Raw genomic sequence first — 19147 nt, 5'->3', positions numbered from 1 at the left:
ACCGCTTCAGCGCCGCAGCTCGAGTCCCAGCCAACCGGCCAGGTCCTCGAGTTCGGCGTCGACCGCGTCGGCATCGGCGGGCGAGAACGGGATGTCCTCGTGGATCGCGTTGACGGTGAGCACCCCCTTCTTACGGTCGGCCCTGGCGTCGAGCTTGCCGATGAGACGGTCCCCGCACAGGATCGGCAGGGCGAAGTAGCCCCACCGGCGCTGGGCGGCCGGCTTGTACATCTCGAGCACGTACTCGAAGTCGAACAGGTCGAGCGCGCGGTCGCGGTCGTAGACCATCCGGTCGAACGGCGACAGCAGGGCCACCCGGTCGCCCGCCCACTCCGTCGCGAGCACGTCGGGATGCACGCGCCACGTGCCCTCCACTCCCTCGACGACGGCCTCCTCGCCGATCGGTCCGAGCGGCGAGGGTTCCGCCGGCGAGCGCAGCGGCTTCTCGCGCGCGATCCCGAGGGACAGCAGCCGACGGTCGTCGCGAATCGCCCGGGCCTCCTCCGGTGGCGGGGCGTGCAGGTCGGCGGGGTACACGCGCTCGGCGAGGTCCCACAGCCGCCGGCGGCCCTCCCGGCCCGACACCGCCACCTCGCCGCGCAGACACAGCACCTCGAGCATGCGACCCGCGTTGCGCTCGTCGTCCCACCCGGTGGACGCGTACGGCACCTCGGGGTCGTTCGGCAGCGTCGCGGTGGTCTGCGGTCCCTCGGCCCGCAGGCGCTCCAGGATCCGATCGCGGAAGTGGGCGTTCGCCATCACCCACGCGTGCGTGGAGGGGTGGATCCACTCGTCCGCCACCGCCAGGACGACCCCCATGTCGGCCATCGGGCGGATCAGCGTGACGTGCTCGGCGACCGTGCGCTCCACCTCCAACGCGTGCGTCAGGTCGGAGGGCGTGAACGCGTCATGCAGGCGCGACCACAGCACCAGCTCCTGGCTGCGGGCGATCGCGGTGGTCGGATCGATCTGCACGCCCGTGAGTTGGTCGAGCACCTCGAGCAGCGACTGCGGCCGGTAGGCGTCGAGGAACTGCGCGCGCACGGCGATGCGCCGCGCCTCCTGTCTGCTCAGCGTCAGCATGCCCCGATGCTTCCATCCGCGGGCGCAGCGCAGAAGACCCCTCAGGCCAGCATGCCGCGCCAGGCCGTCTCGAACGCGGCGCGGCAGCGGGCGAGCGCCTCGGGGTCGCCCATCGAAACGCCTCGCACGAAGCCCTGGTAGTAGAAGACGCCGTTGATGAGGTCGATGCTCGCGTCGACGTCGAGGTCCTGCCGCAGGATGCCCCGCTCGATTCCGGCCTGCAACGCGCGTTCGATGCTGGCCCGGCGCCGATTCACGTGCGAGCGCCAGTACGTGCGCTGCAGATCGCGGTCGGCCATCACGAGGCGCATACGCAGGCGGAAGCGACGGTCGGGATAGTCGGCCCCGAGCGACTCGCGTCCGCGCGTGAAGTACGCGTCGATGATGTTCTGCCTGAGATCGCCCTCGGTCGGGATCTCGATCGCGTTGTTGCGCCCGTGGTCCAGCGCCGCTGCGACGAGGTCGGTCACGCTCCCCCAGCGGCGGTAGAGCGCGGCCCGCGAGACGCCACTGGCGGCGACGACGGCGTTCACCGTCACCTCGCGGCCGGAGTCGATCAGCTCCAGGGCCGCGCGCAGGATGCGCTCGTCGTGCTCCTCCACGCGCGGGCGCCCGGGACCGCGCCGGCGCGGCGGAATCCCGACCGGCGGTGCCTCCGCGCTCACGCGGCGAGCGCCCGCTGACGCAGCATGTCGATGAGGGCCTCGTTCAGTCCCGCGCGGCGCACGGGGGCGAGCGCGTCGCCGTCGTGGCGCTCCCGCAGGGCGTCGAGGGTGCGGCGCATGGCGTCCTCGTGGAAGTCCTGCTCCCCCGCGGCCAGGGCGGCGGCGTCGATCTCGACGCCCAGCGCCCGCATCATCGGGCCGACCACCGCGCGGGTGCGCTGAAGGATGGCGGGCACGTTCGGGCCCGTCCTGCCGTAGTCGGCCACGATCTCGTCGTCGGTGGCATCGAGCGCGAGCAACAGCGAGGCCGCGAGCACCCCCGTGCGGTCCTTGCCCGCGGCGCAGTGGAACGCGACGGTTCCCGGCGCCGTCGCCATGACGGCGAGGGCGTTGACGATGAGGGGCGCGGCGTTCTCGAACAGCGCCACATACATCGGCGCGTAGGTGCCGCGGTAGTCCCGCGACACCAGGTCCTCGCGGGTGATGCCGCGACGGATGTCGGGCATGAGCGACACGTGGTGGTAGGTCACCGCGTGATCCGCGAGCGGGCCCCGGCCGGTGATGCGCGTCTCCAGGTTGGAGCGCAGATCGATCACGGAGGTGAGCCCCGCCTCGACCAGCTCGGACGCGACCTCGTCGGTGATGAGAGACAGGTCGTCGGCGCGGATCGCGAAGCCCTGGCGGATCTCGCCACCGGCCACCCGGATGCCGCCCATGTCGCGCAGATTGACGGGCGCGCTGCGGACGAGCTCGTCGATGGCGGGGATGTCTGCGGTGGTCATGTGATCTTCCTCCGGATGATGGCCGAGGCCTGGTCGATGACGGTGACGAGCAGGATGATGCAGATCACCATGGCAGACAGGTGGCCGTAGTTGTACATGTTCATGGCGGTCGTGAGCTCCAGGCCGATGCCCCCGGCGCCGACGAGGCCGAGGATCGTCGCGCCACGCACGTTGCCCTCGAAAAGCAACAGCGTGTAGCTGGTGAGCATCGGCAGCGCCTGGGGCAGGATGCCGTACTGCACGATCTGGCGCCTCGAGGCCCCGACCGACTCCATCGCGGTGATGGGCCCGCGATCGACCGCTTCCATCGCCTCCGCGAACACCTTCCCGATCGATCCGATGGACCCCACGGTCATGGCGAGGATGCCCGCGAACGGGCCGAGACCGACGGCCGAGACGAACATCAGCGCGATGACCAGGTCGGGCAGCGCGCGGATGATGTTCATCACCCAGCGGCACACGTAGTAGAGCCACCGCGGCGCGATGTTGCTCGCCGCGCCGAACGCGACGATGAGCGAGAGCACGGTACCGAGCACGGTGCCGACGATCGCCATCTGCAGGGTCTCGACGAGCAGCGCCACGATCCGGCCGAACTGCGAGAAGTCGGGCGGGAACAGGCGCAGCAAAAACTCGCCCATGTTCGCGGCGCCCTCGCCGAGCTTGAGGAAGTTGAACTGCGCGCCGTCGGCCGACCACAGCACGATCGCGACGGCGATGACCGCACCGATGAGGAAGCGCGCCCGCGGGATGCGGAACGCCCGCTCCAGGCGCTCACGATCCTTCGGGGCAAGCGTCGTGGGCTCGCCCCCCTTGCGGCGGGGCGGGCGCGGGGCCGACGCGGCGGCCTGCGCGGCGTCGGCCGGGTTGATCGTCGACATCAGTCCTCGTCCTCCTCGTCGTCGATGTCGTACACGGCGGCGAGCTTGTGCGCGTCGAGCTGAGAGGTGGCGCCCTGCACGACCATCTCGCCGTGACGCAGGCCGACGATCCGGTCGGAGTGCGCGAGCGCGAGCGGCAGCACGTGCAGGCTGACCAGCACCGGGATGCCCTCCTCGTGGGCGATCGACCGCAGCAGCTCCAGCACCGTGCGGCTCATCTTGGGGTCGAGGGAAGCGACCGGTTCGTCGGCGAGGATCAGCTTCGGGTTCTGCATCAGAGCGCGGGCGATCGCGACGCGCTGCTGCTGCCCGCCCGAGAGCGACCGGGCCTCCTCGTTCGCCTTGTGACCGATACCGACACGATCCAGCAGATCCAGCGCGCGCGTGCGGTCGGCGCGGCGGAACGTGCCGAGCATGTTGACGGGGCCGGCGGAGTACAGCGAGCCGGTGAGCACGTTCGTGAGCACCGACAGCCGGCCGATGAGGTTGAACTGCTGGAAGACCTGCCCCACGTTCGAGCGCAGCTCGCGCAGCTGGCCGCGACGGAGGTTCGTCAGATCGAAGCCGCCGACCCTCGCCGTGCCGGCGCTGACGGGGGCGAACCCCGTCAGCGCCCTCATGAGGGTGGATTTGCCCGAGCCCGACGCCCCGAGCAGCGCGACCATCTCGCCGGGGTGCAGGTCGAGGTCCACGCCGTCCAGCACGAAGGGGGCGTCGGACGCGTACCGCACCCGCAGGTCGCGCACCGTGACGAGGGGGATGCGGGCGCGCATCTCGGCGTTGGTGGGGGTGGCGAGGGGTGCCGACACCGCGCTCACTCCAGGTCCGAGATGTCGACGCCCGCGACGGCTGCGATGTCGACGAAGGGCTGGAAGAGATCCTTCTCCGGCTCGAGGATCGGCTCGACACCCTCGGGGATGCCTTCGACATAGAGGCCGAGCTCGTCGGCGTTGTCGGTGTTCCACACCGCCGGAATCGCCGTGAGCAGCGCCTCGCGCTTCTCGTCCGTCATGTGCTGGCTGCCGAGCACGCTGATGGCGATGGGCATCGAGATGCTCTCACCCAGGGAGCGCGTCTCGCCCTGCTCGAACGGGAACAGCGGCGAACCCTGACCGGCCATGGCCGGGAAGATCGTCGACGTGCAGGCGACGTCCGCCTGGCCCTGCTGCAGCGCGATGAAGCTGCGGTCGTGACCGCCCGACATGAGGGCCGTGTAGTCCTCGTCCTTCGTCAAGCCCGCGGCGTCGAGCATGTGGACCGGCATGAAGTAGCCCGAGCTGGACGCCGGGTCGGCGAACGCGACGACCGTGTCGGGCGTGATGTCCTGGAGCGACTGCAGCGGCGAGTCGTCGAGCACGAGACAGGTCGAGACCGGCTCATCGGTGCCCGGCCATGCCACCAACGAGTCGACCTCGCCGGTGTTCACGGCGAGCGCCGACGGGAACCCGCTCATCATGACGATGTCGGAGTGTCCGGCCCGAACGGCCTCGATCGCCGCCGAGTAGCTGGGCACGTCGGTGATCTCGACCTCCATGCCGGTCTCCTCGGAGAGAAGGTCCTGCAGGGCGTCGACCGGGGTGACGGCGTTGGGGTCGTCGCCGAGAGGCAGGGTGGCCATCCGGATGGTGTCGGGGGCCTCGTCGGCCGAGGCGGCGGAGCAGCCCGCGAGGAGCACGGCCGAGCCCGCGGCGAGCGCGCCGAGAACGAGCGGAGTACGGAGTCGCATGAGGTGCCTTTCGGAAGGGGGTGCCCGCTCGGGTGGGGCCGGGGCTCGGCTCCACAGTGCGCGCCGAAGGTGTCCGGCAATTACGAGACTGCCGATACGGGAATCGACGGCTTCGTGAACGCGGGGTTACGGGACCCGCGGTCCCGTAACCCGTTGCCGCGGCGCGGGGTCCGGCCGTCGTACCGTGGCAGGGTGAGCCAACCGAGCCGCGCCCCGCACTCCGTTTACGCGTTCGATGCGCGACCCCTGACCTCGCCCATCGACCCCGAGGCGCTGCGCTCGTGGCGCCAGCAGATGAAGGCCCGCGGCACGCCGGACCCCGGCGCCGCGCAGGGCTGGGTGCTGGGGTTCATGATCGCCCTCTGCGTCGTGTTCGCACTGGTGGGGGTCGCGCTGCTTCCCCCGATCCTCGCCCGGGCGGGCATCGACGATCTGCCGCTGCTGATCGTGCCGATCCTGTTCCTCGCGGTGCCGACGCTCATCGGTGCGGTGGCGGTGCGCGCCGTGCGCGGTGGGCGCCACAGCGGCTACCGCCTCGACCACTTCGCGCGTGCGAACGGCATGGAGTATGTGCCGCGGATGGCCGACCCGCGGCTGCCCGGGCTCATCTTCAACCGCGGCAGCGGCCGAATCGCGAGCGACCGGGTGCGCGGCACGCGGCCGCGATTCGTCGAGTTCGGCAACTACCGGTACACCACCGGCTCCGGAAAGAACCGCCGGATCCACAACTGGGGGTATGTGGCGATCCATCTCGACGCACCGCTGCCTCACATCGTCCTCGACGCACTCGGCAATAACAGCCTGTTCGGCTCGAACCTGCCGACGGCGTTCGACAGGGATCAGCGCCTGAGCCTGGAGGGCGACTTCGATCGGCACTTCGCGCTGTACTGCCCGCAGGGCTATGAGCGCGACGCGCTGTACCTGTTCACGCCCGACATCATGGCCCGGTTCATCGACCACGCCGGGCAGCTCGACGTCGAGATCGTGGATGACTGGCTGTTCCTGTACATGCGCCGCGGCGCGTCGACCCTCGACCCGGCGACGTGGGCCTGGCTGTTCTCGGTGGTGGCGGCGCTCATGGACAAGCTCGCGCAGTGGGGTCGCTGGCGCGACGAGCGGCTGGCACGCGAGGTCGCGCCGTCGGCCCTGCCGGCGACTCCCGGCGCGCTGCCGTTCCGCGAGGACGCCGCTCACGCACCGCCGCCGCCGGCGCCGGCACCGGGCGTGGCGGCGCAGGGTCGGCGGCTCAGGAAGGGTTGGACCTGGGCCAGCGTGGCGGCCGTGATCCTCGCGGTCACGTGGATCGCGGCGAACGTGCTGAGGTTCCTGCTGCCCTGAGCGATGCAGCTTCGAAGTCGCTGAGAAGTTAGCACTCTCACCCCGAGAGTGCTAATAATCGAAATGAGTCGATCCGACTCGATTCTGTGAGGTGAACAGCGCCAGACAGAAGGAGGACGATCACGATGGCGATGTTCTTCGATCCGTTCCGCGAGCTGGACCGCGTCGCCCAGCAGATGCTCGACCGGCAGGGTCCGCGGCTGATGCCGATGGACCTGTACCGCGACGGCGACCATTACGTTCTCAGCGCCGACCTGCCGGGGATCGATCCCGGCAGCGTGGACATCGATGTCGACGGCCAGGTCCTCACCATCCGCGCCGAGCGCACGGTGCGCAGCAACGAGGGCGTCTCGTGGATCACGCGCGAGCGCGCCTCCGGCAGCTTCCTGCGCCAGTTGAACCTCGGTCAGGGCATCGACACCGAGGCGATCTCGGCCCGCTACGAGAACGGTGTGCTCAGCGTGCTCATCCCGATCAGCGAGAAGGCCAAGCCCCGCAAGATCGAGATCCAGCGCGGCAGCGACGCCCCGGCGATCGCGGCGTGAGCCGCATCGCGCAGGCCCGATGAGGAGGGGCGGCACCCCGCAGGTGCCGCCCCTCCTCCGCGTGCGACGCGACCCCGTCAGGAGGCGGCACGCGGCGCGAGCGCCGACAGCAGCGCGAGCTTCGCGTGGCTCTCACTGCCGGGCACCGCGGTGTAGACGAGCAGCGAGTGCGACTGCGACGGATCGACGAGGTTCTGGCACGACAGCTCGAGCAGCCCGACCTCGGGATGGACGAATCGCTTCGTCTCGGCCGGCCGCAGGCCCACCTCATGCCGCGCCCACACCTCACGGAACTCGGCGCTGCGCTCGAGCAGCAGCTCGGCCATGCGCGCCGCTCGCGAGCGTGGGCCACGCCGCGAGACGACCTCGCGAAGGCCCGAGGCCCACAGCCGCGAGAGGAAGCCGTGGTCCTCCTCGGGGTACAGGCTGCGGACGCGGGGATCGGAGAACCAGCGGAAACCGATGCTGCGCTCCGGCCCGGCGAGCGCCGTGAGGTCGCCCGTGAGGGCGACGCCGAGCGGCGTCTGGCGGAGCGTCTCGCCGAGCTCGGTCACGATCTCGGCGGGCGTGTCGTGCAGGCGATCCAGCACGCGCAGCAGGCCGGGTGAGACGTGCTCGCTCTCGGCACCGCGCGCCGGCGGCGGGTGGCCGGCGAGACGGAACAGGTGATCGCGCTCGTCGACCGTCAGGTGCAGCCCCTGCGCGATCGAGGCGAGCATCTGCTCGGACGGAAGCGGCCCGTCACCACGCTCGAGCCGCGCGTAGTAGTCGGAGGACATGTGGCACAGCGCCGCCACCTCCTCCCGGCGCAGACCCTCGGTTCGGCGGCGCTGCCCGCGCGGAAGACCCACGTCCTCCGGCTGCAGCACGCCGCGTCGCCGGCGGAGGAACTCTCCCAGGCCGCTCCTGTCGATCGCCACCGCGCCTCCCGTCATCGGACCGATCCTCGCACCCGTGCGTCGCGTGATCCACGACCTGCCGTGTCCTGGATGCGGTGCGGCGATGACCGCAGAGTGAGACGCGACACGAAGGAGAACCCACATGCCGCGCAGGAACATCGATATCACCATCCCGCCGCTCGACGGCCGCCGAGCCGTCGTGACGGGGGGAAGCGACGGCATCGGGCTGCGCATCGCCACCCGCCTCGCCCGGGCCGGCGCGCGCCTCGCGCTGCCCGTGCGCAATCCGCGCAAGGGGGAGGCGGCGGCCGGCAGCATCCGCCGGGCCGTGCCCGGCGCCGAGGTCGAGCTGCTGCCGCTGGACCTGTCGTCGCTCGACTCCGTCGCCGCGCTCGGCGAGCGTCTGCGCGCCGATGGTCGCCCGATCCACGTCCTCATCAACAACGCGGGCGTCATGACGCCGCCGACGCGGCAGACGACGGCCGACGGGTTCGAGCTGCAGTTCGGGACGAATCACCTCGGCCACTTCGCGCTCGTGGCGCAGCTGCTGCCGCTCCTGCGCGCCGGGCGCGCCCGCGTGACGTCGCAATTGAGCATCGCGGCGGCACGCGGCGGCATCAACTGGGACGACCCCGCCTGGGCCCGCGGGTACAACGGCATGCGCGCCTATCGCCAGTCGAAGATCGCCGTCGGTCACTTCGGCCTCGAGCTGCAGCGCCGCAGCGAGGCGCTGGGCTGGGGGATCACGAGCAACCTCTCACACCCCGGCGTGGCCCCGACCAGCCTGCTCTCCGCCCGCCCCGAACTCGGTCGATCCGATGACACGGCAGGGGTGCGGATGATCCGCTGGGCGTCCGCGCGCGGGCTGCTGGCCGGCACGCCGGAGACCGCCGCGCTGCCGGCACTGCACGCCGCGACCTCTCCCGACGCGCGGCCGGGCCGGCTGTACGGGCCGAGCGGCCCCGGCCACCTCGGAGGTGCGCCGGCCGAGCAGGCGCCCTACCGGCCGCTCCGGCGCGCGGGCGACGCCGCCCGATTGTGGCGGCTGTCAGAGGAGCTCACGGGCGTCGCGTACCCGGGCGACTGATCCCCCCTCCCCCCTGGCGGCGAGACGCGCCGCGGGCGGGTGGTGTCGCCGCGCGGTCGGCTACACGAGCGGCTGCCCGTCGACGAGCCGCGGCAGCGCGGTGCCGTCGCGGAGGGACCGGGGAAGGAGCGCCGCCGGGAAGGACTGGTAGGCGACGGGGCGCAGGAAGCGCTCGATCGCCAGCGAGCCCACCGAGGTGCTGCGGCCGTCCGACGTCGACGGGAACGGTCCGCCGTGCACCATCGCGTGGCCGACCTCGACGCCGGTCGGCCACCCGCCCACGAGGATCCGGCCGACCCGCAGCTCGAGCTCGGTCGCGAGCCGCGCCGCCACCGCCGCATCCTCCGCCTCGGGATCGACATGGATCGTCGCGGTGAGCTGTCCCTCCAGACGGCTCGCCACCTCCGGCAGCCGCTCCGCGTCGTCGTAGCGCACGAGCAGGGCCGCGGCCCCGAATACCTCCTCCGACAGCTCGGGGCGCGCCAGGAACTGCTCGAGATGCGCCTCGAAGAGGCGCGGGGCCGGGGCGCAGGGCCCCGGACCGCGCGTGCCGCGTGCGATCTCGGTCGCGACGGTGGCGAGCCGCTGGCAGCCGGACTGGAACGCGTCGTGGATGCCGCGGGTCAGCATCGGCTGCCCCACGGCCCGGCGGACCGCCGCCACGGCCGCATCGACGAACGCGTCGCCCGCCGGGTCGCGTGGCACGAAGACGAGGCCCGGGTTGGTGCAGAACTGGCCGGCGCCGAGGGTGAGCGAGCCGACGAAGCCCTCGCCGAGCGTCCCGTCCGCGGCCGAGGGAAGAACGAAGACGGGATTGATGCTGCTCATCTCGGCGTACACGGGGATCGGCTCCGGCCGGTCCTGCGCCGCGCGGACGAGCGCCAGCCCGCCGGACCGCGAGCCGGTGAAGCCCACGGCCTTCACCCTCGCGTCCTTCACCAGGGCGGTGCCCACGTCCCGTCCCGAACCGAGCAGCGACTGGTAGACGCCGCCGGGAAGGCCGTGCTCGCGCATCGCCCTCTCGATGACCCGCGAGACGAGCTCCGCCACGCCCGGGTGGGCCTGGTGGGCCTTCACGATCACGGGGCACCCGGCGGCGAGCGCGGCTGCCGTGTCCCCGCCGCCGTTGCTGAACGCGAAGGGGAAGTTGCTCGCGCCGAAGACGACGACGGGGCCCAGCGGAACCTTCCGCTGACGGATGTCGAGCCGGGGCGCGGGTGCGCGATCCGGGAGCGCGGGATCGATGCGGATTCCTTCCGCCGTGCCGCGGTCGAGGACATCGGCGAACAACCTCATCTGGCCGCTGGTGCGCGCGACCTCCCCCACCAGGCGCGCCTCCGGCAGCCCGGTCTCGACGAGCGCGCGCTCCACGAGGGCGTCGCGGGCCTCATCCAGGCCGTCCGCGATCGACCGCAGGAACGCGGCGCGGGCCGCGGGCTCCAGGGCACGGAATGCAGGGAAGGCCGCGGCGGCCGCCCGCGCCGCGTCGCGCGCGTCGTCGATCGTGGCCATCCCGAACGCCGGTCCCACCTCTTCCCCGCGCACGGGATCGAAGGCGCGCATCGCGCCGGCCGTGCCCGCTCGCCACGCCCCGTCGATGAGAAGCTCCCCGGTGATCACGGTCTGCGCCGCGCTCATGCCACCGCCTCCGGCAGCGCCACGCTCGCGACGAGCTCCGACAGCTCGGCCCGCTCGGCAGCGGTCAGGTCGCTCAGCGGCGGCCGCACCGGTCCGCCGTAGCGTCCCACCGCGTCCACCCCCGCCTTGACGATCGACACCGCGTACCCCTTCCCGCGGTCGCGGATGTCGATGTACGGCAGCACGAACTCGTTCAGCTTGCGCCGGACCTCGGCGTGATCGCGGGCCCGCACGTCGGCATAGAACCCGAGAGCGAAGTCGGGCACGAAGTTGAACATCGCCGACGAGTAGGTGGTGACCCCCAGCTCGAGGTACGGGAGCGCGAAGGTCTCGGCCGTCGGCAGCCCGCCCACGTAGAGCAGGCGGTCACCCACGGCCGAGACGATCTTCGCCATCAGCTCGAGGTCGCCGAGGCCGTCCTTGTATCCGATGACATTGGGGCAGCTCTCCGCCAGGCGCACCACCGTCCGCGGCGTCGGCACGCCGTTGGCGCGACCGTAGACGATGATCGGCAGCACCGTGCTGGCCGCGATCGCGCTGACGTGCTCGAAGAGCCCGTCCTCGCTCACCTCGGTGAGGTACGGCGGGAACAGCAGGATGCCGGCCGCGCCCGCCTCCTCCGCGATGCGCACGTACTGCATCGCGTTGCGCGTCGCGCCGCCCGCGGGGGCGAGGATCGGCACACCGGGTGCCGCGCTCGCCACCGCGAGCCCCACCACCTGGCGCACCTCCTCGAGCGTGAGCGAGAAGAACTCCCCCGTGCCACCCGCCGCGAACAGGCCGGCCACCTCGAAACTCGACTGCCACTCGAGGTGCTCGCGGTAGCGCGCCGGGTCGACATCACCGCTCTCGTCGAACGTCGTCACGGGAAACGACAGCAGCCCGCTCCCCAGTTGCGCGGCCAGTTCCCGGCCCTGCGTGTTCGTCACTTTCGTCGCCTCTCTGCGTTCGTATCGGAGCGCCTGATGTCTTCAGCCCACACCGCGCACCAATACCTGTCCAGCTCCAAATAGATATGTTTCGATGCGCTCTGAGCATCGCCGCGGGAGCGCAAGCCCGTGGAAAGCGCGCGGTCAGCGCGTGCGCATCGGCTCGCCGAGCGGCACCCCGGTGAAGTGGGCGCCGAGCGGTGTCGTCGGGTCCACCCGCGTCTGCTCCGGTGGGAAGCGGTCCGCGAACCGCTCGGAGTCGTCGCGGGCGATGAAGCCGATGCGGCGCCCGCCCTCGCGCGAGAGCCAGCTGCGCGTGTTCGCCGACGCGCCCCAGACGATCTGGAAGGCGTCGATGTCGTTCTCGAGGGCGGCGTCGACGAGCGCGCGCGCATCGGCGGGCGAGAGCCAGACGGCCAGGCGCGAGCCCGTGAGCGGCTCGGGGAAGCAGTGTCCGATGCGCACGGCCACCCCCCTCATGCCGTACCGCTCGCAGTACAGGCGCAGCAGCTCCTCCCCGGCCACCTTGCTCCAGCCGTAGTAGGTGTCGGCGCGGGCCGGGGCGTCATCGGGCAGACCGCCGGCGGGGGCGTCGGCCGGTGTGTAGAAGCCCATGGCATGGTTGCTCGACGCGAAGACGAATCGACCGACGCCGGCATCGCGGGCCGCGTCGAGGACGATCCGCGTGCCGTCGATGTTCACCTGCACGATGCGCTGCCACTCGTCCTCGACGCTGAGCGCGCCCAGATGCACGACATCGGTGACCCCCGCCATGGCCGAGCGGACGAGGACCTCGTCCGTGACACTGCCGATGACGACGGTCGCGTCGTCGCGCCGGTCGGCGCCCTCGGGCGCGACGACGTCCAGCAGCACATAGCGCCACCCGGGACGCGGCGGCCTGTCCATCAGAATGCGGCCGACCTGCCCGGCCGCCCCGGTGATGAGCACCACGCGCTCCGTCATCGTCGCTCCCCCTTCGGTCGTCACGCCGTCACCTCGTACGCGCGGACGGTGTGGCGTCGGATGTGGTCGAGGTCGATCTGCTGGCCGATCCCGGGGCGCTCGTGGAGCGTCACCCCGCCGTCGTCGTCCAGCGGGTCGACCTGGCCCGACAGGTGCGGCGGCAGCCAGTCGTAGTCGGAGTGCGGATGCAGCAAACCGCGCTCGTAGAACTGCGAGGCATAGGTGGCCGCGACCACGGCGAGGCTGGCCGCGCCGTTGCCGTGGATCTCGCAGGTCATGCCGAGGCTCTCGGCCATGTGCAGCGCCTTCATCGACGAGGTGATGCCGCCCCCGTTCTGCGGGCCGATGCGGAGGATGTCGACGGCACCGAAGTGCGCCCAGTCTCCGCGTGAGAGGTTCCGCCCCGAGGCGGTCTCGGGCCCGATCACGGGGATGTCGAGCTGGTCGCTCAACCATCGGTACGCGGTGATCGAGACCTCCTCCATCGGCTCCTCGAACCACCGGAACCCCAGCTCCTCGATGGCGCGGCCGATGGTGAGGGCCTCCTGCCGGTTGTACCAGTGGTACCCGTCGAGCATGAGGTCGACATCGGGGCCCACCGCCTCGCGAACGGCCGCACACGCCTCGATGTCGCGCTTCACGCTCGGCGCGAACGCCACGGGCGGGAACCAGGTGTGCAGCTTGATCGCGCGATACCCCTGCTCGACGAGCTGCCGCGCGAAGCGCGCGTAGTCCTCCGGAGTGGCCAGGCCTCCCTCGATCTCGTCTCCGCACATCGTGCTCGCGTAGGCCCGCACCCTCTCCTGGGCACCGCCCAGCAGCCGCCACACCGGCGCGCCTGCCCGCACACCGATGAGGTCCCACAGCAGCTCGTCCACGACGGCGATGCGCCGATCGGCGATGTCGACCGGGTTGCCGCGTTGTGCCATGACGACGTCGCGCATCACCTGCTCCACGCTCATCACCGGCCGCCCGACCAGCCCCCGCAGGAGCGGATCGGCGAAGGCGTCCTCGCGGACGTTCCGCACCGGGGTGAGGACGTGCCCCTCGGCGCCCTCGCTGTCCCGCACGGTCACGAGCGCTTCGTGGGCGGCGGCGAGCGGACCGGGATGCCGGTGTCCGTGATGGTCGCGGGTCGAGCGCGTCTCGGTCTCGAAGACGCGGACCTCGAAGGAGTCGATCCTGGCGGTCACTGCTGCTCCATGTATTCCTGCTGCTCCTCGGTCATCCGGTCGGCCCACTGCGTGAGGAAATCGGCCGGGTCCAGCTCCCCCAGCAGCACCTTCTGCAGCTGGGGCTCCATCTCGTTGCGCAGGATCGTGCCGTAGTCGGGCAGGTAGGTGGGCGGGGAGAGGATCACGGCCTTCTCGTCGCTGATCCAGGCGCTCGCCGTGCTCACCGACTGCCGCTCCGAGATCCACTCCGCGTCGCGGGCCTCGACGTTGGCGGGAATCTGCCCGATCGTCTCGTTCAGGGCCCCGTTGGCCTCGGCACTGAGCATGAACTCCAGGAAGTCCCACGTCTCCTCGGGGTGCTCGCTGCGCTCGAAGATGCCGAAGGACGGCACCGGATCGGCGATGACCACGCGATCACCGTCGGCGCTCTCGAACAGCGATGTCGCGGCGAACTGGCCGGGCAGGGCGGCCTCGTGCTCGGGGTACGAGCCCAGGTTGTGCTGCACGGAGGCGGCGGCGCCCGAGCCGAACGCCGCGATCATGTCGGGGTAGCCGTACCCCAGATCGGCCTCGCTCGTGGCGGTCTTGTAGAGGGAGACGTAGCGCTCGAACGCCTCGAGGTTCGCCGGGTCGTCGATCGTCGAGACCCCCTCGTCGTCGAAGAGCCGGTCGACGCCCGATTCCGCGTACATCGCCTGCATGAACTGGAACACGCCGCCCGCGCCCCCGCGCATGGCGAAGCCGTACTGACCGGCGCCCGGGTCGGTGAGCTTCTCGGCGCCCTCGTAGAAGTCGTCCCAGCTCTGCGGGCCCTCGGGGTATCCGGCCTCGGCCCACTTCTCGGTCTGGTACCAGAGGATGCCGTTGGTCATGGTGTAGGGCAGCGCGTAGAGGTTGCCGTCGCGGGCGTCCGCACGCGAGACCTCCACGAGTGCCGGATCGAGCTCGTCGGCCAGGGGCGAGTCGGCGAACCACTCGTCCAGCGGCACGAGGGCGCCCTGGGCGCTCAGCGGTGCCACGAACGTGCCGCTCATCGAGGCGATGTCGGGGCCGTCTCCCGAGGCGAGGCTGGTCTGGATCTTGTCGAACGCCGAGTCGCTCGGCAGCGTGAGGAAGTCGACCGTCACGCCCGGGTTCTCCTCCTCGTACTGGGCGGCGAGCTCCCGGTACGTCTCGGCCCGCGTGGGGTTGCCGCTGTGATCCCAGAACGTGATGGTGACGGAGCCGTCGGAGGCGGCGGACTCGCCGCTGCATCCGGCCAGAGCCAGCGACAGGGCGACACTGCCCACCGCGAGCGCCACGATCGGCTTGCGCATACGCATGATTTTCTCCTTGTTGGGTGCGGGTCGGCGGGCGCGTCAGCCCTTGACGGCGCCGGCGCCGAGCCCCTGGACGAGGTACTTCTGAATGAAGGCGAAGATGACGATGACGGGTAGCGCCGCGACGAGGCCGCCCGCGGCGAGCACACCGAAGTCGACGCCGAACTCCCCCATCGTGAAGCTGAGCCCCACGGGCAGGGTGAACCGCTCCTGGGTGTGGATGAACATGAGCCCGAAGAGGAAGTTGTTCCACGCGTTGATGAAGCTGAACGAGCCCACGGCGATCGTCGCCGGTCCGAGGACGGGCAGCACCGCCAGCCGGAACGCGTGGAACCGGCTGCAGCCGTCGATCATCGCCGCCTCCTCGAGCTCGAACGGCACCTTCGAGATGAACGACTGCATGAACATGATCGCGAGCGGCAGGCCGAAGACGGTGTCGGCGATGATCAGGCTCGCGAGGTTGTTGATCAGTCCCAGCGCATTGAAGGCCTGGAACAGCGGAATGAGCATCATCGCGCCCGGGATGAACTGCGTGCACAGCAGCACGAGCATGAACCCGCCCTTGCCCTTGAACCGGAAGCGCGCCAGCGCGTAGCCGGAGGGCAGCGCGAGCAGAAGAGTCGCCGCCGTGGTCGCCACCCCGACCCACATGCTGTTCCAGAAGAAGTGGCGGTAGCCCACCTCGTTCCAGACCGTGACGAAGTTGTCAAAGGTCAGCGGCCAGGGGAACCATGCGGTCGATCCGGCCTCACGGAAGGCGAAGAGGAAGATCCAGTAGAACGGCACCACCGTGAACACGAGGTAGAGAGCCATCGGCAGCGTGATGCGGCCCTGGAAGCTCAGGCTCTCTCGCAGACGGACGGCGGCCGGCTTGCGTCGCGCGGCGGAAAGGGGCGCGGGGGCGGCGATGGCCATGTCAGTCCTGCTCCTTCTGGAACGCGGTGAGCTTGAGGTAGACGAGGGACACGATGAGCAGGATCACGAACCCGAAGACCGTGAGCGCCGATCCGTACCCGAAGTCGTGCGAGACGGTCGCGAGCTTGGCCACGTAGAGGGGCAGCGTCGTCGTCATGTCGGCCGGGCCGCCGTTGGTCATGGTCAGCAGCAGGTCGACGTTGTTGAACTCCCACACCCCGCGCAGCAGGGTCGTGAGGACGATGGCGGTCTTGAGGTGCGGCAGCGTGACGTGGAAGAAGCGCTTGATGCGGCCCGCGCCGTCGACGGCCGCGGCCTCGTAGAGCTCGCGGGGTGCGCTCTGGAGCTCGGCGAGCAGCATGATGGCGAAGAACGGCACGCCGCGCCACAGCTCGGCGACGACGACCGCGGGGATGACGGTGTCGGGGTTCACGAGCACGGCCTGGGTGCCCGTGCCGATCCCGAGGTCGGCCAGAAAGCGGAAGACGCCGGTGCCGGGGTTGTACACGAGGATCCAGATGGCGGTCGTGAGCACCCCCGAGATGGCCCAGGGCGAGAACACGATGGCGCGCATGGCGCCGCGACCGCGGAACGTCTCGTTGACGACGAGCGCGATGATGAGCCCCAGCACCAGCTGCAGCCCCACCTCGGCCACCACCCACACGGCCGAGAACCGCAGCGACGGCCAGAAGAGGGGGTCGTCGAAGAGCATCCTGCGGTAGTTCTCCAACCCGACGAAGCCGTCGTTCCACGGCTCGCTCAGCTTGCGCTGGAACAGGCTGTCCCAGAACACCGACACGACCGGCACGGCGATGAAGGCGATCATGAGGACGATCACGGGCGACAGCAGCAGCCAGGGCGTGGCCCCCCTGCGCCAGCGCGCGGCGCTCGAGCGCCGCGCGAGCACGGGGATGTCGGAGGTCTGGGGAGGTCGACCGTCACGTGAGGTCGTGATGGTCCTCGTGAGAAGGTTCGTCATCGAGTGCCTTGTCTGGTTTCCCGTCGTTGGGTCGTGTTTCAGCCAAGTGCCGGCCGGTCATACCGTCAACACATGAATGTGCATCGTGCGATATGCGTTGGGTATCGCACTCAGAGGGCGAGGGCCCGTACGCACGCCGGCGCTCGGTGCGCGACGATCGTGCGTTCGCCCTCGCCGGTCAGCTCGGCGTCGACGTCGGCCACGAAGGCCACGGCGTCCGACTCCTGCGCGGCGAGCGCGATCCGGCCGATGCGTTCCAGATATCCGCAGAAGCGGGGAGTGCGGCCGCCGATCGGGATCCACCCCTCCGGGCGGGGCCGGAGGGGATCGGTGCGCGCGTCGAACACGGCGAGGCTGTCGTGCCCCCGATTCGAGACGAACACGCGCTCGCCGTCGTCGGTGGTGAAGATTGCGGCCGCCGCGCTATCGCCGAAGACGTCGGCCGGCAGCGTGCTCTGCACGTGCTGTGGGGCGAACCCCTTCGGCCCGTCGCGCAAGACCGCGAGCGTGTTGTCGAGCTCGCCGACGAGATATGCCACCTCCGGCCGTGCCGGGTGGCGGACGAGATGACGGGGCCCGCTTCCGGGCCGCAGCGACACCACGCCGTCATGCGCGAAGGAGCCGCCGCCGCGCCATCGGAACCGGTGGACCACATCCTGCGCACGATCGGGTACGTCGAACGAGGCACCGCCCGGGGCGAAGACCACCTGGTGCGGCTCCGCGTCGGACTGGAGTGCGTTGCGCCGCGTCGCCTGCGGGGCGAGCCCCGCCACCGCGACACGTGAACGCACCGCAACGAAGCGGCCTGCCTCGTCGATCTCGATGCCGATCACCTCCCCGCCGGTGAAGCAGGCGACGACGACCGCCCGCCGGTCCGGCGCGAGGGCGAGGTGGGCGGGGTTCACGCACCCGATGTCGATCACATCGAGCACGCGCGCCGACTCCGGCCCGCCTGGAATGGCGATCGCCGTCACCGTGGTGAGCGCGCTCTGACTGACGAAGAGCACCCGCCGCACGGCGTCCCACTCGAACCACGTGGGATTCGGGATGTCGATCAGCGCCTCGAGCTGCGGTGTCCCCGCCCGCCACGCATGCAGCGCCAGGCCGGACGGCGCCTCGCCGCCATCGCCCGTGAACCCGCCGATCGCCACCGTCGCCGTCGTGTGCCCCGACCCCATCGTCCGCCTTTCGCCGCCTGCCCGGCCTCGCTGCAGAACCCTCTGCCCTGAGCGTCGTCAGCATACGGAGGCCTCGCCGGACCGCTCCAATGCGATATCGCGATCAGGGCATGCCGCGGAGGTATCGAGTGCCTACGACACGTTCAGCGGCGACGAACCGAGCGCCTCGAGCGCACGCCACAGCGCCGGGTTCCGGGAGTCGCGCGACCACACCGCGTGAATGGACACCCGCGCGTGAGCCGCATCGCCCGGGTCGAGATCGAGCTCGCGGATCACCACGCCGTCGACGCGCATGTGCTCGGCGGAGCGCGGCACGAGCCCGAACCCGAGACCCATGCCGACGAGCGCGAGCAGGCTGAGGATCTGGCTGACCTGGAAGGCGACCTGGACGTCGCGGGCGCCGAGCAACGCCTGGGTCTTGCGCACGAAGTACTCGGAGTCGGGGCGCGCGTACCCGATCATCGGGTGCGCCGCGAGGTCGTCGAGCCGGATCGGCCCCTCGTCGTCCGCGAGCGGATGCCCGGCGGGCAGAGCGGCGGCAAGATGCTCCACGAACAGCTCGCGCGCCTGCATCGCCGGGTCCTGGCGAGGCGCGTTCCGGACGAGGCCGAGGTCGATGGCGCCGCGCTCGATCTCCGCGAGCTGCTGATTGGTGACGCGCTCACGCAGATCGATCTCGATCCGCGGGATGTGTTCCCGGAACCGCGCCAGCAGGGGTCCGAGAACAGAGATCGACGACGCCGCGGTGAAGCCCACCGTCAGCGATCCCTCGTCGCCCCGCGCGGCGCTGCGCACGGCCTCCCGCGAGCGCTCCGCGAGGGCCAGGAGCTGTCGGGCGCGATCGAGCAGCAGCTCACCGACCGGGGTGAGGGCGACGGAGCGATTGGAGCGATCGAAGAGCTGCGCGCCCAGATCGGTCTCGAGCTTCTGGATCTGCCGGCTCAGGGGCGGTTGTGTCATCTGCAGCTCCTGAGCGGCCCTTCCGAAATGCAGGTGCTCCGCGACGGCGACGAACCCCCGCAGCTGCTCGAGGCTGAACATGCGCACG

Annotated in this window: 19 protein-coding genes; 3 read left to right on the top strand and 16 right to left on the bottom strand. The window is 70.9% G+C overall.

The features are described 5' to 3' along the window. Positions 1–6: 6 nt before the first annotated feature. Genes N8N77_RS10235 through phnD form a run of 6 tightly spaced genes read right to left on the bottom strand, consistent with a single transcriptional unit; the run spans position 7 to position 5134 of the window. On the bottom strand, positions 7–1083 hold the full coding sequence (locus N8N77_RS10235) for a DNA glycosylase AlkZ-like family protein (RefSeq protein ID WP_261166709.1): 1077 nt from the start codon (positions 1081–1083) through the stop codon (positions 7–9). 41 nt (positions 1084–1124) lie between these two features. Beyond that, the gene (locus tag N8N77_RS10230) at positions 1125–1685 is read right to left on the bottom strand and encodes a TetR/AcrR family transcriptional regulator (protein WP_261166707.1); all 561 of its coding nucleotides are present in this window, start codon (positions 1683–1685) and stop codon (positions 1125–1127) included. Between the two features lie 59 nt (positions 1686–1744). Next, complete coding sequence (locus tag N8N77_RS10225) at positions 1745–2530, bottom strand: tyrosine-protein phosphatase (RefSeq protein ID WP_261166706.1); 786 nt, start codon at positions 2528–2530, stop codon at positions 1745–1747. Beyond that, positions 2527–3408 (bottom strand): phosphonate ABC transporter, permease protein PhnE, encoded by an 882-nt coding sequence (phnE, locus tag N8N77_RS10220; RefSeq protein WP_261166704.1) that lies wholly within the window; start codon positions 3406–3408, stop codon positions 2527–2529. The genes N8N77_RS10225 and phnE overlap by 4 nt, the downstream gene beginning before the upstream one ends. Next, the gene (phnC, locus tag N8N77_RS10215; protein WP_261166703.1) at positions 3408–4217 is read right to left on the bottom strand and encodes a phosphonate ABC transporter ATP-binding protein; all 810 of its coding nucleotides are present in this window, start codon (positions 4215–4217) and stop codon (positions 3408–3410) included. Before phnC ends, phnE begins: the two co-directional genes overlap by 1 nt. A 5-nt stretch (positions 4218–4222) precedes the next feature. Continuing rightward, complete coding sequence (phnD, locus tag N8N77_RS10210; protein WP_261166702.1) at positions 4223–5134, bottom strand: phosphate/phosphite/phosphonate ABC transporter substrate-binding protein; 912 nt, start codon at positions 5132–5134, stop codon at positions 4223–4225. A gap of 192 nt (positions 5135–5326) precedes the next feature. On the opposite strand from phnD, the gene N8N77_RS10205 reads away from it, so the two are divergent. Both N8N77_RS10205 and N8N77_RS10200 read left to right on the top strand, forming a co-directional pair. After that, positions 5327–6472 (top strand): DUF3137 domain-containing protein, encoded by a 1146-nt coding sequence (locus tag N8N77_RS10205; RefSeq protein ID WP_261166701.1) that lies wholly within the window; start codon positions 5327–5329, stop codon positions 6470–6472. Between the two features lie 125 nt (positions 6473–6597). Beyond that, positions 6598–7017, top strand: coding sequence for an Hsp20/alpha crystallin family protein (locus tag N8N77_RS10200; protein ID WP_261166700.1), 420 nt, complete (start codon positions 6598–6600; stop codon positions 7015–7017). A gap of 77 nt (positions 7018–7094) precedes the next feature. Here N8N77_RS10200 and N8N77_RS10195 read toward each other — a convergent pair whose 3' ends face one another. Beyond that, on the bottom strand, positions 7095–7952 hold the full coding sequence (locus N8N77_RS10195) for a helix-turn-helix transcriptional regulator (RefSeq protein WP_261166698.1): 858 nt from the start codon (positions 7950–7952) through the stop codon (positions 7095–7097). Between the two features lie 106 nt (positions 7953–8058). Between N8N77_RS10195 and N8N77_RS10190 the strand changes: the two genes are divergently transcribed. Further along, positions 8059–9003, top strand: a complete 945-nt coding sequence (locus N8N77_RS10190) for an SDR family oxidoreductase (protein ID WP_261166697.1) — start codon at positions 8059–8061, stop codon at positions 9001–9003. Between the two features lie 60 nt (positions 9004–9063). On the opposite strand, the gene N8N77_RS10185 is transcribed toward N8N77_RS10190, so the two are convergent. From N8N77_RS10185 to N8N77_RS10145, 9 genes are all read right to left on the bottom strand, one after another. Beyond that, positions 9064–10641, bottom strand: coding sequence for an aldehyde dehydrogenase (NADP(+)) (locus N8N77_RS10185; RefSeq protein WP_261166696.1), 1578 nt, complete (start codon positions 10639–10641; stop codon positions 9064–9066). Further along, positions 10638–11570: a 5-dehydro-4-deoxyglucarate dehydratase gene (gene kdgD / locus N8N77_RS10180; protein ID WP_261166694.1), complete on the bottom strand. Its 933-nt coding sequence runs from the start codon at positions 11568–11570 to the stop codon at positions 10638–10640. Before kdgD ends, N8N77_RS10185 begins: the two co-directional genes overlap by 4 nt. Positions 11571–11714: 144 nt before the next feature. Further along, on the bottom strand, positions 11715–12557 hold the full coding sequence (locus tag N8N77_RS10175) for an NAD(P)-dependent oxidoreductase (protein ID WP_261166693.1): 843 nt from the start codon (positions 12555–12557) through the stop codon (positions 11715–11717). Continuing rightward, positions 12554–13726, bottom strand: coding sequence for an enolase C-terminal domain-like protein (locus N8N77_RS10170; RefSeq protein WP_261166691.1), 1173 nt, complete (start codon positions 13724–13726; stop codon positions 12554–12556). The genes N8N77_RS10175 and N8N77_RS10170 overlap by 4 nt, the downstream gene beginning before the upstream one ends. Beyond that, a complete protein-coding gene (locus N8N77_RS10165) occupies positions 13723–15030 on the bottom strand; it encodes a sugar ABC transporter substrate-binding protein (protein ID WP_261166690.1) in 1308 nt (435 codons plus the stop codon). Before N8N77_RS10165 ends, N8N77_RS10170 begins: the two co-directional genes overlap by 4 nt. A 36-nt stretch (positions 15031–15066) precedes the next feature. Next, a complete protein-coding gene (locus N8N77_RS10160) occupies positions 15067–15942 on the bottom strand; it encodes a carbohydrate ABC transporter permease (RefSeq protein WP_261166689.1) in 876 nt (291 codons plus the stop codon). A 1-nt stretch (position 15943) separates the two neighbouring features. Next, positions 15944–16921 carry a carbohydrate ABC transporter permease gene (locus N8N77_RS10155; protein WP_261166687.1) on the bottom strand — a complete coding sequence of 326 codons (978 nt, stop codon included), beginning with the start codon at positions 16919–16921 and terminating at the stop codon, positions 15944–15946. 110 nt (positions 16922–17031) lie between these two features. Beyond that, positions 17032–18099: a lactonase family protein gene (locus N8N77_RS10150; RefSeq protein ID WP_261166686.1), complete on the bottom strand. Its 1068-nt coding sequence runs from the start codon at positions 18097–18099 to the stop codon at positions 17032–17034. Positions 18100–18231: 132 nt separating this feature from the next. Then, positions 18232–19140, bottom strand: a complete 909-nt coding sequence (locus N8N77_RS10145; RefSeq protein ID WP_261166684.1) for a LysR family transcriptional regulator — start codon at positions 19138–19140, stop codon at positions 18232–18234. Positions 19141–19147: the final 7 nt, after the last annotated feature.

It is taken from the genome of Microbacterium sp. Marseille-Q6965 (assembly GCF_946151065.1).
Taxonomy (GTDB): Bacteria; Actinomycetota; Actinomycetes; order Actinomycetales; family Microbacteriaceae; genus Microbacterium.
This window is presented reverse-complemented; position numbering and strand designations above follow the sequence as displayed.